Source organism: Streptomyces sp. NPDC059679, from assembly GCF_042734105.1.
Classification (GTDB): Bacteria; Actinomycetota; Actinomycetes; order Streptomycetales; family Streptomycetaceae; genus Streptomyces.
Genome location: NZ_JBHWES010000005.1, coordinates 19486 through 36929 on the forward strand (window position 1 = coordinate 19486; position 17444 = coordinate 36929).

The following is a 17444-nucleotide window of genomic DNA, read 5'->3' on the forward strand; positions in this document are numbered from 1 at the left end:
GAGGAAGCAGGAACAGCCATGGTTTCCCGTCCGACCCACCCCCTGTCCCCGGCCCAGTCCGGCATCTGGTACGCACAGAACCTGGATCCGACCAGCCCCGTCTACAACTGCCTCCAATACCTCGACATCCAGGGAGCGGTGGACACCGCCCTGCTCATCGACGCGATCAAACGCGTGGTCATGGAGGTCGACGGACTGCATGTCCGCTTCGACGGGCGGTCGGACCCGCCGGGGCAGATCCTGCTGGAACCCACCGCCCCGCATATCGCCGTGCACGACTTCACCGCCGAGCCGGACCCGATGGCCGCGGCGCACACATGGCTGCAGCGGTTCCTGCACATCCCCTTCGACCTGGAGGCGGGCCACGTCAGCGACTTCGCGATCCTCGAAGTCGCCCCCGGGCGCACCTTATGGGCACAGCGCTACCACCACGTGGTCGCCGACGGATACGCCTTCAACCTCATCGCCCAGCGTGTCGCCGAGGTCTACCGCGCGCTGCGGGCGGACGGTCCGGTCCCCCCTGCGCGGTTCCAGACCCTCGGCGAGGCCCTGGACGAGGCGGCCCACTACCGCACCTCGGCGGAGTACGCGGCCGGCAGGGCCTACTGGCTCGACCGCTTCGCCGACCGCCCGGCCCCCGTCGAGCTGACGGACGCGGGCCGTACGACCCTGAACGAGGCGAACGGCACCGCCCTGGCCGCGCACGAGGTGCGGCGGGTGGCCTTCACACTGCCCGCCGACAGGCACCGGGCCCTGCGCGCGGCGGCGCGGGAGGCGGGCACCAACTTCCCCCGGGCGCTCATCGCCACCGTCGCCGCGTACACCGCCCGTATGACCGGCCGTGAGGACATCGTGGTGGGCCTGGCCAGCCGCAGCCGCGCCACGCCAGGCGCCGAGCGGTTCCCCGGGATGATGTCCGACGTCCTTCCGCTGCGGCTGCGCATCACCGCCGCCACGACCTGGGCCGGGCTGCTCACCGAAACGCACGAGGCCGTGGCACAGGCGGTGGCGCACCAGCGCTACCGCGGCGAGGACCTGCGCCGGGAGCTCGGCTGGCCCGAGCGCAGACGGGTCGCCGGACCGCTGGTCAACCTGATACCGCCGCTGGGCACGATCGACCTCGGCGGTGCGTCGGGCACCCTGCACAACCTCTCCATCATGCCGACCGAAGATCTCACCCTGTGCTGCTTCCAGCACCCCGGCAGTACCGGCAGTACCGGCAGCACCGGTGCCGGGGAGCTGCGGCTCACCCTGGACGCGCACCCCGACCGGTGCGACGACGCCGCCCTCGCCGACCACCACGAGCGGCTGGCCACCCTGCTGGACGGGCTCGGCCCCGACACCGTCCACCGCCCCGTGGCGAGCTTCGAGTGCACCGGCCCCCGCGAGCGCGGCCGGCTCCTCGACGTATGGAACGAGGCCCCTCGGCCGCTCCCCGAGGCACCCCTGGGCGAGCTGTTCCGGCGGCAGGCCGCCCGTACCCCGGACGCGGTGGCCGTGGCCGACGGCGATACGGAGCTGAGCTACCGGGAGCTCGACGCGCGGTCCGACCGGCTCGCCGGGCTGCTGCGCGAGCGTGGTGTGCGCTCCGGCGCCACCGCCCTGGTGTTCATGGAGCGGTCCGTCGAGCTGCTGGTCGCCCTGCTGGCCATCGTCAAGACGGGCGCAGCCTACGTGCCGTTGGACGAGCGGCAGCCCGCCACCAGACTGCGCACCCTGATCTCCGAGGCCGACGGCGACCTGCTGCTGGTCGACGGCGCCACGCGCGAGCTGCCCGTGGTGCGCGAGCAGGCCGACGCGGGACTGCCCGTCGCCGACGTGGCCGAGCTCGAACGGGCCGCGCCGCCCGTACCGCCCGCGCCGTACGAGCCGGTATCCCCGGACGCGCCGGCCTGCGTGATGTACACCTCCGGCTCCACCGGGGTGCCCTCCGGCGTCCAGCTCACCCACCGCAACATCGCCGCCCTCGCCCACGACCGCTGCTGGTCGGGCGGTGCGCACCAGCGGGTCCTGTGGCACTCGCCGCACGCCTTCGACGCCGTGCTGTACGAGCTGTGGGTGCCCCTGCTGTCCGGCGGGCGGATCTGCGTGGCGCCGCCGGGAGCGCTGCTCCCGGCCACGCTGCGCGGGGCGATCGCGCGCCACGGAGCGACCGCCGCGTGGCTGACCGCCGGGCTCTTCGCCGCCCTGGCCGAGGAGGAGCCCGACGCTCTGCGCGGTCTGCGCGAGGTGTGGACCGGCGGCGACGTGGTGTCCCAGGCGGCCGTGGCCCGGGTGTTCGACACCTGCCCGGGCATCGTCGTCGTCAACGGCTACGGCCCCACCGAGACCACGACGTTCGCCACCCGCCACCGCATGACCCGGGCGCCGCAGGGCCCAGTCCCCATCGGCCGGGCGATGGACAACACCACCCTGTACGTGCTCGACGCCGACGGGCGCCCCGTACCCCAGGGCGCCCCGGGCGAGCTGTGGGTGGGCGGCGCACATGTCTCGGCCGGCTACGTCAACCGCCCCGAAGCCACCCGCGAGCGCTTCCGCGCCAACCCCTTCCACCCCGGCCGCATGTACCGCACCGGTGACCTGGTGCGCCTGGCCCCCGACGGCACCCTCCGCTTCCTCGGCCGCGCCGACGACCAGGTGAAGATCCGCGGCTTCCGGGTCGAGCCCCACGACATCGAACTGAGCCTGGAACGCCACCCGGACGTGGCGCGGGCCGTCGTCGTGCCCCAGGCCGCCCCGGGAGGCGGAAAGCGCCTGGTGGCCTATCTGGTGCCCACCGCCGAGCAGGACCTCACCGAACAGGGCACGGCCGGGCCGGGGAGTGACGGCGGAGTCGCCGATGAGCTGGAACGCGTCCGTGAGTGGCGACACGTGTACGAGGACATGTACCGCGAGGGCGACCAGGCCACGCTCGGCGAGGACTTCGGCGGCTGGATGGACAGCTACCGCGGCACGCCCATCCCGCGCCACGAGATGCGGGAGTGGCGCGACCGCACCGTCGACCGCGTTCTCGCGCTGCGCCCGCGCCGCATCCTGGAGATCGGGGCCGGCAGCGGGCTGCTCCTCGCCCGGCTGGCCCCGCACTGCGCCGAGTACTGGGCCACCGACTTCTCCGAGCGCGCCGTGACCCGGCTGGCGGCGAAGGTGCGCGAGGACGAGCGGATCGCGGACCGGGTACGGCTGCTGCGGCGCGAGGCCCGCGACCTGTCGGGCATCCCGCTGGAACACTTCGACTGCGTCGTCATCAACTCGGTGGTGCAGTATCTGCCGAGCGCCGCCTATCTGTCCGCGGCGCTGCGCGGCGCCCTGCACGCCCTGACGCCCGGCGGACACCTCTTCGTCGGAGACGTACGGCCCCAGCGGCTGCTACGGGAGTTCCGCACCGGGGTGGAACTGCGGCGCGGGACGGCCGAGCACGGCTTGGAAGACCTCTCCGGGCTGAAGCGCGCGGTGGAGCGGGCGGTGCTGCACGAGAAGGAACTCCTCGTGGAGCCGGAGTTCTTCACCGAACACCTGGGCGCGCTGCCCGAGGTCGTCGGCGTCGATGTGCGGATCAAACGCGGCCGTGCGCACAACGAACTCACCCAGTTCCGCTACGAGGCCGTGGTGCGCAAGGCGTCCGCCGACGCCGAGCCCTACTCATGCACCGACGCCACGGTGGCGCGCTGGGGCCACGACGTCGCCGACCTGGCCGATGTGGGCCGCTATCTGCGCGACAAGCAGCCGTCCGCGCTACGGCTCACGGGGGTGCCCAACGCCAGGGTGCGCCCGCTGCTACGGGCCGAGCACGAGGTGTGCGCGGGCACCGGCGTCGCCGCGGCCCGCGACGCCCTCGACGGCGGTGTCTTCGACGAAGGCGTTCGAGACGGCGGTGTCCCGGACGACGGTTGCCCCGATCCCGAGGACTTCGCCGCGCTCGGCCGGGGCCTCGGCCTGCGTACGGTGCTCACCTGGGCGGAGGCGGCGGCGGACGGCAGTCTCGACGTGCTGTTCCTGGACCCCGCGGCGCTGCCCGGGAGCGCCGGGCCGAAGGCGCCGGACTTCGTCTCCGACACCTACCCCAGGCGCCGTACGACCGCGGCTGACGCCCCGGCGGAGGCGTTCACCAACCAGCCGATCCGCCCGGAGCCGCACCCGGAACTGGCCGCGGCCATCGAGGCGTACGCACAGCAGCAGCTGCCCGACTACATGACGCCGTCCACGTATGTCGTGCTCGACCATCTGCCGCTGTCCGTCAACGGCAAGGTCAACCGCGCGGAGCTCCCGCCGGTGGCGGACCCGGCCTGGGCCCCGCCGGCGCCCGGCGACCGGACGGACACGGCGCGGGCGGGCGGTGAGGCAGACGTCGAGGTCACCGCCACCGAGCGGGAACTCGCCGCCATCTGGTCGGATCTGCTGCGGAGCGCGGTCGATCCGGCCGCACGCCCCGACTTCTTCGCGCTGGGCGGCCACTCCCTCCTCGCCACCCGCCTCGTCTCGCGGGTCTCGGCGCAGCTGGGCGTGGACATCTCGCTGCGCACCGTCTTCGAGCACTCGCGCCTGAGTGCCCTGGCCCAGGAACTCGACGCGCGCCGCGCCCCCGCTGAAGTGTCCGAAAACGCACCAAAGGAGCTATCGGAGGAGGGAGCGTCCGGCGAATCGGGGGACCGCTGCCCCGTGTCCGGCTTCCAGGAGCGCATCTGGCTGGACGAACGGCTGCGCGGCACCGGCTCGTTCTACAACGTCCCGCTGGCCTGGCGGGTCCGGGGCGGCCTCGACCCGGCCGCCCTGCGCACCGCGCTCGGCCGGGTCGTGGCCCGCCACGAGGCGTTGCGTACGAGCTTCGTCGAGCGGGAGCCGGACGGCAGACCGCAGCAGGTCATCGGCGAGCCGTGGGTCCCGGAGGTGGTGCACCGCCTCGCCGAGGGCGCCACGGACGAAGCACGCCTGGCCGACGCCCGGGCGGCACTGGACGCACTCGCCCAGCAGCCCTTCGACATCGCCTCGGGGCGGTTGCTGCGCGTCATGCTGGTGGACCTCGCGGAGGACGGCCGGGACCAGCTGCTGATGTGCTGTCTGCACCACCTGGTGTGGGACATCGGCTCCGAACCGGTCTTCCTGCGGGACCTGGAGCGTGCCTACGACGAATGCGCGGGGCAGGCCGGCCAGGTGGCCCCGTACGAGGAGCACCCGGCCACCCCGCATCAGCAGCGCATGGCCTTCGTCGAACACTTCGAGCGCGGCACGGTGTACGAGGACGCCCCCGTCTACCACAACGTGTCCCAGCTGTTAGCCCTGGACACCACCCCTGGCGAGGCCGAGCTGCGCCGGGCGGTCGCGGCGGTCCTGGAACGCCACCCGGCGCTGCGCACCACGGTGCACCTCTCCGACGGGACCTGTACCCAGCGCGTCCATGAGCGGGTGCCCGTCGAATGCGCCACCCTGACGGACACCGCCCCCGACGGAGTCGCCGCCTGGCTTCGCCGCCCCTTCCGCCTCACCGAAGGACCGCTGTTCCGGGTCGCGGTCGGGCAGCGGGGCGGTGAGGGCGAGGGGTGCGCCCTGGTGCTCGTCGCGCATCTCGCCGTGGCCGACCGCGCCTCGCTGCGTACCGTCGGCCAGGAGATCGCGACCCTGCTGGACGGTGGCCAACCGCCCTCCGCGCCGCCCTCGTTCGTGCAGTGGTGGCAGGCGCGGGACACCGAGGCCGAAGAGCGTCACACGGCCCGTCTCGCCGAACTGCTCGACGGCGGGAGCGGGGCCCTGCGGCTGCCCGAGGACCGGACCAGGGCCGCCGTCCACATCTACGAGGAACACTCCCTCCCGGTCGACCTCCCGGACAGCACGGTCGTCGCCGAGTTCGCGCGGCGTGAGGGCGTCACCACCGAGGCCGTGCTGCTCGCCGCGTACACCACCCTGCTCATGTGGTACTCGGGGCAGACCGATCTCACCGTGGGCGTGGCGAACCCCCGCCGCAGCACCGCCACGGCCCATGTGGTGGGCCCGGTGGACGACTTCCTGCCGCTGCGGCTGCGCGGCTGCCACGAGCGGTCCTTCGCGTCCTGGGCACGGGAGTGCGAGGCGGGGCTGAGGGAGGTGCGCGACTGCGGGCTCGCACCGTTCGACGAGGTGGCGCGGCGTGTCGCCCCGCCCAAGGACATGAGCAGGACCGCCCTCTTCGACGTGGTCTTCGACTTCGAGCACGACGCGCCCGAAGGCCAACCGCCCACCCCCGTCGCGGGTCTGGGCAAATGCGATCTGCTCCTGACACTGCGACACACAGGCGGGGACGAGGCCGGGGACGGTGACGGGGCCGGCGGGCGGCTGGTGTTCAACGGCCTGTACTACGACCCGGCGCGGATGCGCCTCTTCGCGGAACACTGGCAGCGCCTGCTGCGCGACGCCGCCACCCGGCCCGACACCCCCCTCGGCGCCTTCGAACCGCTCACGGAGGCCGAGCGCCACCGTCAGATCGAGGAGTGGAACGACACGGCCGCCGACTACCCGCACACCACGCTCGCCCAACTGGTGCGCGAGCGGGTCGCGGATCACCCGGACCGGGTGGCCCTGGCCGACGGCGAGAGCACACTCACCTACCGGCAACTCGTCGAGCGCGCCGAGCGGATCGCCCGGGTCCTCGCCGACCACGGCGTACGCCCCGGCGACACCGTCGGACTGCGCGTCCAGCGGGGGCTCGGGCAGGTCGAGGCCGTCCTGGCCGTGCTGCTGGCCGGAGCGGCGTACGTACCGGTCGACCCGGCCGCCCCGGCGGACCGCGCGGCCTTCATCCTCACCGACAGCGCGGCGGCACTGCTGCTCACGGACGCCGCACACACCGCTGATCCCGGCTTCGCCGGCCCGACCGTACGCCTCGACGAAGTCGACCACTCAGGCCACTTCGCCGCATCTGTGGAGCGGGAGCCCCTGCTCGAGCCCGCCCCGGACGACCTCGCCTATGTCATCTACACCTCGGGCACCACCGGCCGCCCGAAGGGGGTGCGGGTCACCCACCGCAATGTGGTGCGGCTGGTGGCGGCCGACCGGCTGCCGTTCCGCTTCGGGCCCGACGACGTATGGGTCCTCGCCCACTCGTACGCCTTCGACTTCTCCGTCTGGGAGATCTTCGGCTGTCTCGTACACGGGGGCCGGCTCGTGGTGCCGGACGGCGACGAACTGCGCGACCCACGGCGCATGGCGGAGCTGGTACGCCGCCACCAGGTGACGGTCCTCAACCAGACCCCGGGCATGTTCGCGCAGCTGGTCCGGGTCACGGACACCGAGGCGCGGCGGATGGCGAGCCTGCGGTACGTCATCCTCGGCGGGGCCCGATTCGCCCCGGCCACCCTCGGCGACTGGCCCGCCGGACACCCCGGCACCGAGGTGGTCAACATGTACGGGATCACCGAGACCACCGTGCATGTCACCGCCCGGACCATCACCGCCGAGGACATCGCGGCCGACCGCAGCCCGATCGGCACACCCATCCCCACCACCACCGTCCGCCTCCTCGACCCACACCCCACCGCGGGCCGGCACCGGCTGCTGCCGGTCGGCGCGGTGGGGGAGATCTGCGTCGGCGGCGAGGGGGTGGCGGCCGGGTACGTGGGGCGGCCGGAGCTGGAGCGCGAGCGGTTCGTGCCCGATCCGTACGGCTCCGGCCGCCTCTACCGCAGCGGTGACCTGGGCCGCTATCTGCCCGACGGCACACTGGAGTACCTGGGCCGGATGGACGACCAACTACAGGTGCGCGGCTACCGCATCGAGCCCGGCGAGGTCGAGACCTGCCTGACCGGGCACCCCGATGTCGCGCAGGCCGTGGTCACCGCTGACGGAGCGGACACCGACCGCCTGGTGGCCCATGTCTGGTGCCCTGCGAATGTGCCGAGCGCGGGAGAGCTGCGCGCCCGGCTCGCCGAGCGGCTGCCCGAGTACATGGTGCCCTCGGTGTTCAAGGTGGCGGACCGTATCCCTCTCTCGGTCAACGGGAAGGTGGACCCCGCCGAGCTGGCCGCCCGCAGCACACTGCTGACGGACGGGGCGGGCAGCGCCCCGCGCACCGAGACGGCGAAGGCCCTCGCCCCGCTGTGGGCCGAGTTGCTGCCCGTACCGGAGATCTTCGCCGGCACCTCCTTCTTCGAGGCGGGCGGACACTCCCTGCTGGCGGCCACCCTGCTGTCCCAGGTGGCGGAGCGCTTCGGCGTCGACCTGCCGGTGCGCACGGTGTTCGAGAACCCGCGGCTGGGGGATCTCGCGGACCGGATCGACGAGGCGATCACGGCGTACGGACATCGCTACTTGGGTCAGGCCGGCGCCGTAGCGGACACGGCGAACACGGCTGATTCGGCGGACGGGGAGCTGGTGCCCGCGTCGGACTTCCAGCGCCGTATCGCCCTGGACGAGCAGTTGTCCTCCGGCCCCGACCGCTATGCGATGCCTCTGGTGTGGCGGGTGCGCGGCGGACGCCTGGACCCCGGGCGGCTGCGCCGGTCCCTGGACGCCGTCGTGGCCCGCCATGAGGCGCTGCGCACCGGGTTTGTGGAGCGCGGCGGCCGACTGTGGCAGCGGATCGGAGAACCCTGGTCGCCGCCCCTGGAAGAGGTCGACCTGTCGGGTATGAACCCGGCGGAGCAGGACGCGCGGTGGCGGGAACGGGTCCGCGAGATGGCCGGGGGGCCCTTCGACCTCGCGTCCGGCCGACTGCTGCGGCCCGCCCTGATCGACCTCGGCGAACACGGCCAGCTGCTCGTGCTGTGCCTGCACCACCTCGTATGCGACGGCCCGTCGCTGGTGCCGCTCGTCCAGGACATGAACGCTGCGTACGAGGGCGTGGGCGGGCTGGGCGATGACGCGGTGCAGTATCGGGAGTTTGTCCGGGTGCAGGGGGAGCTGGTGGGTTCGGTGGCGGGTCGTGCGGGGGTGGAGCGGTGGCGTGGGCGGCTTGCGGGGGCGCCGGCGTATGTGTCGTGGCCGGAGCCTGGGGTGGAGGAGAAAGCGGGGGTGGTTGAGGTTCCGCTGGATGAGGGGGCGTTGGGGCGGTTGCGTGGGGTGTCGGAGCGGGAGGGTGTGTCGTGGTTCATGGCGGTGGCGGCTGGGTTTGCGGGGGCGTTGCATCGGTGGAGTGGTGAGCGGGATGTGACGTTCGGGTGTCCGGTGGCGAATCGTGCGGGTGAGCGTTTCGGTTCTGTGGTTGGGCCGTGTACGAACACGGTGGTGATCCGGTCCGTGGTGGACGAGGGCACGACGGTGGCGTCGTTGTTGCGGGGGATGCGGGAGCGGGTGCTGGAGGCGCTGGAGGACGAGCATGTGCCGTTCGACCAGGTCGTAGCGGCGCTCAACCCCGAGCGCCGCTACGGCGTCACCCCCTTCGCGGGCGCGGTTCTCAACCTGGCGCCGGTGGACGACGGCTACCCCCTGGGTGGGACGGTCCTGACCCCGGTGATGAGCAGTCAGCTCGCCGCCGAGCAGAAGTTCCCGGTCACCGTCACCGTCTTCCGCGAGGACGGGCGGGACCGCGTGGCCCTGTCGTACCGGGGTGACCAGCTGAGCCGACGGGACGCCGGGGAGCTCGCCGGGCTGCTCCGCGACCTGCTGACCGCCCTGGCCGACACCGCGCACACTCCCGTACTCCGGCAGGGGGCTGCCGCCGAGGTGGTGCAGTATCGGGAGTTTGTGCGGGTGCAGGGGGAGTTGGTGGGTTCGGTGGCGGGTCGTGCGGGGGTGGAGCGGTGGCGTGGGCGGCTTGCGGGGGCGCCGGCGTATGTGCCGTGGCCGGGGCCCGGGGTGGCGGAGAGCGCAGGGGTGGTTGAAGTCCCGCTGGCCAGGGACGTATTAGGGCGGTTGCGTGGGGTGTCGGAGCGGGAGGGCGTGTCGTGGTTCATGGCGGTGGCGGCTGGGTTTGCGGGGGCGTTGCATCGGTGGAGTGGTGAGCGGGATGTGACGTTCGGATGCCCGGTGGCCAATCGTGCGGGTGAGCGTTTCGGTTCTGTGGTTGGGCCGTGTACGAACACGGTGGTGATCCGGTCCGTGGTGGACGGGGACACCACGGTGGGTTCGTTGTTGCGGGGGATGCGGGAGCGGGTGCTGGAGGCGCTGGAGGATCAGCATGTGCCGTTCGACCAGGTCGTAGCGGCGCTCAATCCCGAACGCCGCTACGGCATCACCCCGTACGCCGATCTCGCCCTGACCCCCGTCGTCCCCGAGACCCGGGCCCCGTCGCTCGGCGGCCACCGCTTGCGACGGTTCGCGCTGAGCGGCGAGGGCGCCGACTGGGCGGCCAAGGGCGCCGTGACGGTGTCCTTCCAGGAGCAGAACGGCATCCTGCGCGGGCTGCTGGCCTACCGTGGTGATCGCATCGCCCGCGCGGAGGCCGAACGCCTGGCGGCCCTGACCGCCGCGGTGCTCGCCGACCTGGTGGACCGGCCCGACCGCCCGCTGGCCTCGCTGCCCCGCATCGGCACCGACGAGCGCGCCGTGCTCGCCGCGCTCGAGGAAGGGCCCGCCGCCGCGCCGCCCACGACCGTGCCGCGGCTGATCGCCGCGCGCGTCAGGGCCACGCCTGACGCCACGGCCGTTGACACCCCCGAGGGCCCGCTCAGCTACGCCGAGCTGGACACCCGCGCCCGTCGGCTCGCGGCGCGTATCAAGCAACCGGCGCGCCAAGGCGAACCGGTCGTGGCCGTGCTGCTCGGCCGGGGGCCCGACCTGGTCGTGGCGATGCTGGCGGCGTGGTACGCCGGTTGTGCGTACTGCCCGGTGGACCCCGGCTACCCGCCGGAGCGTGTCGCGTACATCCTCGACGACCTGGGCGCACGGGTGGTCCTCACCGACGGCGCACCTCGCCCTCAACTGCCCAACGAGATAACGGCGTTCGATGTGTCCGAGGCGCCCCGGGACACTGCCGGCGCGGCGCCCGAGCCGCCCGGTGCCGACGACCCGGCGTATGTCGTCTACACCTCGGGCTCCACCGGCCTGCCCAAGGGCGTTGTCGTCCGCCACGGAGGGCTCGCCCAGCATGCCCTGTGGTTCGCCGATCTGCTCGGGCTGGGGCCGGCCGACCGGGTGAGCCAGCTCATCAACGTCGGCTTCGACGCCGCCGTCTCCGAGATCTGGCCGACCCTGACCGCGGGCGCGGCACTCGTCCCGCACCGCGGCACGGTGTTCCCCGGCGAGGTGTCCGGGTGGCTGGACACCCACCGGGTGACCGTCGCCGTCGTGCCCGCGGCGCTCGCCGAGACCATCTGGGCACACGGCGAGCCGCCCCGCGCGCTGCGCCAACTGGTCTACGGTGGCGCGGCGCTCGGCTCCGCGCCACCGCCCGGCCTGCCGTACGGGCTGGTCAACTGCTACGGGCCGACCGAGGCGACCGTGACCGCGGCCGGCCACACCGTCACCCCCGGCGAGGCGGACTTCCGCCCGGGGCGGGTCGGCCGTCCGGCGGCCGGGGTACGCGTTTACGTGGTCGACGAGTCGGGCCACCGCTGCCCGGTCGGCGTGAAGGGCGAAATCCTCATCGGCGGCGGCGGAGTGGCGCTCGGCTACTGGCGGCGCCCCGAGCTGACCGCCGAGCGGTTTCTCCCCGCCGGTCCCGAGGGCGTGCCCGGGCCCGTCTACCGCACCGGCGACCTGGGGCGCTGGCTGCCCGACGGAACTCTGGAGTTCATCGGGAGGGCGGACCGTCAGCTCAAGGTGCGCGGACACCGCATCGAGCCGGAGGAGATCGAGGCCAGGCTGGCCGCGCATCCGCTGGTCGCCCAGGCCGCCGTACGCGCCTTCGAGGCCGCGTCCGCGCGCCTGGTGGCGTACGCGGTGCCCAGCGCCGACCCCGAGGCGGCTCCCGCGTCCGCGACCGCCCCCGCGAACACAACCGCAACTGCGACCGCGAGCGCAACCACAGCCGCAACCGCAACAGCAACCGCGGCCGCGACCCAGGCCGTGCTCGCGGCGCTGCGCGAGACGCTGCCGCCGCCGCTGGTCCCGGACGCCCTGGTGTGGCTCGACGAGTTGCCGCTCACCCCGCACGGCAAGGTCGACCACGCGGCCCTGCCCCGGCCCGGGCGCGCGGATCTGGTGGGTGCGGCTCCGGCCGTGGCGCCCCAGGGCGACCGGGAGCGGCGTATCGCGGCCCTGTGGCGCGAGGTGCTGGGCGTGGACACCGTCGGTGTCCACGACAACTTCTTCGACCTCGGCGGCGACTCGCTGCGCCTGGCCACCCTGCAACGCCGGCTGGAGGGCGCCTTCGGCATCGAGCTGCCCGTCCAGCGGCTCTTCGAACACGCCACGGTCCACGCCATGGCCCGGGCGATCGACGGGCCTGACGAGCGCGAGCACGCGGCGTCCGCGGCGGAGGACTTCCGGGAGCGGGCGCGGAAGGGGCGCCGGGCCAGGCAGCGCGACCGGCGCCCGGCGACCGGCCGGAAGGGGGATGAGACCGATGCATGAGGACGCCGTGGCCATCGTCGGCATGGCCTGCCGACTGCCGGGCGCCGGGGACGTCCGCGCGTTCTGGGACAACCTGGTGGCCGGCCGGGACACCGTCTCCCGGTTCACTCCGGACCAGCTCGCCGCCGCGGGCGTCGACCGACGGCTCGCGGAGCGGCCGGACTTCGTGGCCGCGCGCGGAGTGGTGGCCGGAGCCGACCGCTTCGACTGGTCGTACTTCGGCTACAGCCTCGGCGAGGCCCGTGGCATCGACCCACAGCAGCGGGTGTTCCTGGAGTGTGCCAGTACCGCCCTGGACGACGCGGCCATCGACCCGCACCGCTTCCCGGGCCCGATCGGGGTGTTCGCCGGATGCGACGCCGTGCCCCTGGGCGCCTCGCAGGAAGAGCTCGTCAGCCAGACCCTCGGCCGCGACAAGGACTTCCTGGCGACCCGGGCCGCGTACAAACTCCGGCTCACCGGCCCGGCGTTGACGGTGCAGACCGCCTGCTCCACCTCGCTGGTCGCGGTGCACCAGGCGGTGCAGAGCCTGCTCGGATACGAGTGCGACGCTGCTCTGGCCGGGGGTGTGGGGCTCTTCTTCCCGCAGGTGACGGGCTATGTGTACGAGGAGGGCGGCATCCTGTCGCCCGACGGACACTGCCGCCCCTTCGACGCCGATGCCGCGGGCACCGTCTCCAGCTCGGGCGCGGGCGTGGTGGTGATGCGCCGGCTGGAGGACGCGCTGCGCGACGGCGACCAGGTGGTGGCCGTCATCCGGGGCACGGCCATCAACAACGACGGGGGAGACAAGGCCGGGTTCACCGCGCCCTCGCCGGGCGGGCAGCGCGATGTCATCCTGGCTGCCCTGGGCCGGGCCGATGCCGACCCGGCGGACATCGGCCACATCGAGGCACATGGCACCGCCACCCGGCTGGGCGACCCGGTGGAAGTGGCCGCGCTCACCGCCGCGTTCCGCACCACCACGGACGCGGTGGGGACCTGTGTCCTGGGCGCGGTCAAGGGCAACATCGGGCACACCGGCTCGGCCTCCGGCGTCAGCGGCCTGATCAAGACGGCGCTGCTGCTCCGGCACCGGGAGCTGGTGCCGACCGCGCACTTCCGGCGGCCCAACCCGCTGATGAAGCTCGAAACCACACCGTTCACCGTCGCCGACCGCCACGGCCCGTGGCCCGAGGGCCGGCCGACGCTCGCGGGCGTCAGCTCCTTCGGCGTCGGCGGGACCAACGCGCACGCCGTCCTGGAGGCCGCCCCGACACCGCCCGCCGCCCGCGCGGGCACGCGCGGGCCGCGCCTGCTGACGGTGTCCGCCGCGTCCCCCGACGCGCTGCGCACCGCCCGGAGCGAGCTGGCCCAGCGGCTGCGGGACGACCCGGCACCGCGGCTGGACGAGGTGGCGCGCACCCTCGCCGACGGCCGGCGCCGGTACGCACACCGCGCCACCGTCGTCGCCCGCGATGTGGCGCGGGCCGCCGAAGCGCTCGGGGAGCCCCTGCCGGACGGTCCGGCGACACCCGAGCCGACCGGGGTCGCCTTCCTCTACCCGGGGCAGGGCACCCTGCGCCCGGGCGGAGCCGCCGCCGGGGCGTACGCCGTGCTGCCCGCGTTCGCCGGGGCATTCGACGAGGTACGCGACTGGGCCCGGCAGGAGGCCGATACGGACCTGTCGCCCCTGCTGAGCCCACGGACACCGGCGGAGTGGTACCACGACCCCGTCCACCAGCAGCTCGGTCTCTTCGCCCTCGGACACGCCCTCACCCGCGCCCTGGACGGCTGGGACATCAGGCCGGGCGCCGTGATGGGCAACAGCATCGGCGAGTACGCCGCCGCCCTCGCGGCCGGGGTGTGGGAACTCCCCGACGCGCTGCGCCTGGTGCACACCCGCGCGCTGGCCACCCGGGACACCGCCCCCGGCCGGATGCTCGCCGTCGAGCTCGTACGGGACGGCGCCCGCGAAGCCGTGACCCAGGCGCTGGCGAAACTGCCCGAACCCCGGCCCGCGGTGGCCGTGGACGGCCACGACCGCCTCATCCTCTCCGGCCCGCCTGAGGCGGTCCAGCGGCTCGCCGAACTGCTGGACGGTTGGCCCATCCGCCTGCTGGAGACCCGCAGGGCCTTCCACTCCCCGCAGATGGCCCCGGCCGCCGCCGCGCTGCGCGCCCGCGTGGCGCGGCTGACCGCGAAGGCACCGCGGACACCCCTGGTGTCCAACGTGACCGGCGGCTGGGCCACCCCCGAGGAGATGGCATCGGCCGACTACTGGGCCGCCCAGCTGACGGACACCGTACGGCTGCGGCAGGGCCTGGACACGCTGCTGTCGGGCGGCGCCGAGGTGTTCGTCGAACTCGGTCCGGGCGCCTCCATGAGCCGGGCGGTGCGCGACCACCCCCGCCACACCGCGCGCCACCTCACGGTCCCACTGCTCGACGGCGCGACGGACGACGCCGAGGCGCGGGTCCTGGAGGCGGTCGGCAGGCTCTGGGAGGCCGGGCTGAGCGTGGAGGTGGGGCAGTTCGCGGGCGGGTCCCGGCAGCGCTGCTCCCTGCCGCCCCACCCCCTGGACTCCAGGCCCTGCGGCACCGGTACCGGCATCGATCAGCCCGCGGGCGAGGCCGTACGGGCTCCTGCCGTATCGGGCCCGGCCCCGCGCCTGCCGTACGTGGCGACGGCGCACGTGGCGACGGCGCACGTGGCGACGGCGCGGCGGCTCGCCGAGGGCCTGCGGGACCCGTCGGCCGCGGACCGGCCCACGCTGTCCGAGCGGCCCGATCTGGTGCAGCGGCTCGACACGTACACCGCGGCCCTGGCCACCCGGCTCGGGCTGCGGACCGGCCGCCTCGTGCCCGGCGACGGCGTGGGCGAAGCGGAGCTGACGGATCGCCTCGCCGGGGACGGAAAGCTGACCGGACCGGCCCGGCTGATGATCCGGGCCATGACCGAGCACGGTTTCCTTACGGCGGAGGCGACGGACGCGACGAACACGGCCCCGTGCGGACGCCACCTCCAGGTCCCCGACGACATCGAGGAGCGGCTGCGCTCAGCCCTCGACCCGGCCGGTCTCGACGAGATGCGCGGGCTGCGCCGGATGCTCGACCACTGCGCGGACGCGTACCCCCAGGTGCTGGCCGGCGACCGTGAGCCGGTCTCCGTGCTCTACCCGGACGGCGACGACACGTTTCTGCGCGCCTGTCTGATGGACAACACGATCGACGTCGCCGACGCGGGGCCTTGCCTCGACCAGTTGGCGGCGGCCGTGGCCACGAGCCGGGGGCCGAGCGGGGCGGACCGGCCGCTGCGCGTGCTCGAGGTCGGCGGCGGAAGCGGGGAACTCACCTGGCGGGTGCTGGAGTCCTGGCCGGCCAATCCCCAGGACCTCTACACCTTCACCGACATCAGTGGACTCGCCGTGCTCCGGGCCCGGGAACGCGCGGCCGAGCTGGGGCAGCGACAGGTCCGGTGTGCCCGGCTCGACCTCGGCAAGGACCTCGGCGCCCAAGGGTTCCCCGCCGGTGGCTTCGACGTCGTGCTCGCCTACAACGCCCTCCATGTGGTGCCCGATCTGCCTGCCGCGCTGCGTCGGCTGAGGGGGCTGCTTGCCGCGGGCGGCTGGCTGGGGGCCGTCGAGGTCACCCGGGTGGCGCTGTGGACCCACTTCATGTGGGGCCTGGCGCCCGGCTGGTGGGACTTCGCGGACGACCTGCGCACCGACTCCGTCCATCTGCCCGCCGACGGCTGGCGGCGGGCGCTCGACGGCGCCGGGTTCTCGGATGTGGCGGTGGCGCAGCGGCCCTCGGCGGACCACGCGGTCCTGCTGGCATCGGTCGACGAAGCGCTGGTCGATGAAGCGCTGGTCGATGAAGCGGTGGTCGTCGAAGCGGTGGTCGTCGAAGCGGTGGCTGACCAAGTGATGGCCGACGACCCGGATCCACGAGTGGTGTCGGACGCCCAAATTCCGTCCGCAGAGGCGGGATTGGCGCCGATCTGGAACCGGCTCCTGGGCACAGACTCGGCACACGACGGGGACGACTTCTTCGCCCTGGGCGGCGATTCGCTCATGGCTGTACGGCTGCGCGGCCGTGTCCATGAAGAACTGGGGATCGCGGTCCCCTTGGCGGAGTTCCTGGAACAGCCGACCTTCGGCCGACTGGCCGCGCTGGCCCGGGACGCCCAAGACACCAGGGCGGTGGGGGAGACCGGGGACACCCGGCCGCAGCGGTCCCCGGCCTTGCCCCGCGAACTGGTCCGCTTCCAGGAGGGCGGCCACGGCACGCCCCTCTTCCTCGCCGCCCCTGCCGCCGGAAGCGCGCTGTGCTATCGGGAGTTCGCCCGGGCCGTCGGCGGGGACCGGCCCGTATACGGGATCGACGCCCCGGGGCTGCTGGGCGGCGTGCGCACCCCCGACCGCGTCGAGGAGCTGGCCGCCCACCACGTCCGCGTGTTGCGCGCGGTGCGGCCGCACGGCCCGTACGCGGTGGGCGGCTGGTCCGTGGGCGGTCTGGTGGCCCATGAGATGGCGGCGCAGCTGGAGCGGGCCGGTGAGCGGGTGGAACTGCTGCTGTTCCTGGACGGTTTCGCGCCGGACAGCGGCGGCCGCCCCCTGGGCTCCGCTCCCCAGCACCTCGCCGCGGGCCTGTGGCACCAGGCGCTGGTCGCCCTCCAGATCGGGCCCGCGGGCCGTACGGTGCGGTCGGTGCCCGGGGCGAGCCGGGTCTTCCGGGCCTATCTGCGGGCCATGCTGCGCTACCGGCCGAGGCCGGTGTCGTGTCGTACGGTGCTGTTCAAGGCCGGGCTCACCCACCGGACCGAGGCGCGGCTGCGCACCTGGCTGAGCGCGCTGCACCCCGGCGGGCTGACCGTACTGCCGTGTTCGGGCAAGCACTGGACCATGCTGGCCGAACCCCATGCCTCCGCCCTGGCCCACCAGGTGCGCCGAGCCCTGGACGGCCCGGAGAGCCCGGGGAGCTGAGCGGCCCCTGCCTGCGCCCTGCCTGCGACAACGTCCCTTGCGCACACGGGGCGTGACAGGA

Annotated in this window: 2 protein-coding genes; both read left to right on the plus strand. The window is 73.9% G+C overall.

Going from position 1 to position 17444, the window contains the following annotated elements; translation table 11 throughout:
* Positions 1 to 18: 18 nt before the first annotated feature.
* Positions 19 to 12417: an amino acid adenylation domain-containing protein gene (locus ACFV2X_RS08155; protein ID WP_385612979.1), complete on the plus strand. Its 12399-nt coding sequence runs from the start codon at positions 19 to 21 to the stop codon at positions 12415 to 12417.
* Positions 12410 to 17383 (plus strand): beta-ketoacyl synthase N-terminal-like domain-containing protein, encoded by a 4974-nt coding sequence (locus ACFV2X_RS08160; RefSeq protein WP_385612981.1) that lies wholly within the window; start codon positions 12410 to 12412, stop codon positions 17381 to 17383. The genes ACFV2X_RS08155 and ACFV2X_RS08160 overlap by 8 nt, the downstream gene beginning before the upstream one ends.
* The last annotated feature ends 61 nt before the right edge of the window (positions 17384 to 17444 follow it).

Excerpts from the sequence above, each read along its gene's own strand:
- ACFV2X_RS08155 (WP_385612979.1), top strand. The coding sequence starts at position 19 with ATGGTTTCCCGTCCGACCCACCCCCTGTCCCCGGCCCAGTCCGGCATC.
- ACFV2X_RS08160 (WP_385612981.1), top strand. The coding sequence starts at position 12,410 with ATGCATGAGGACGCCGTGGCCATCGTCGGCATGGCCTGCCGACTGCCG.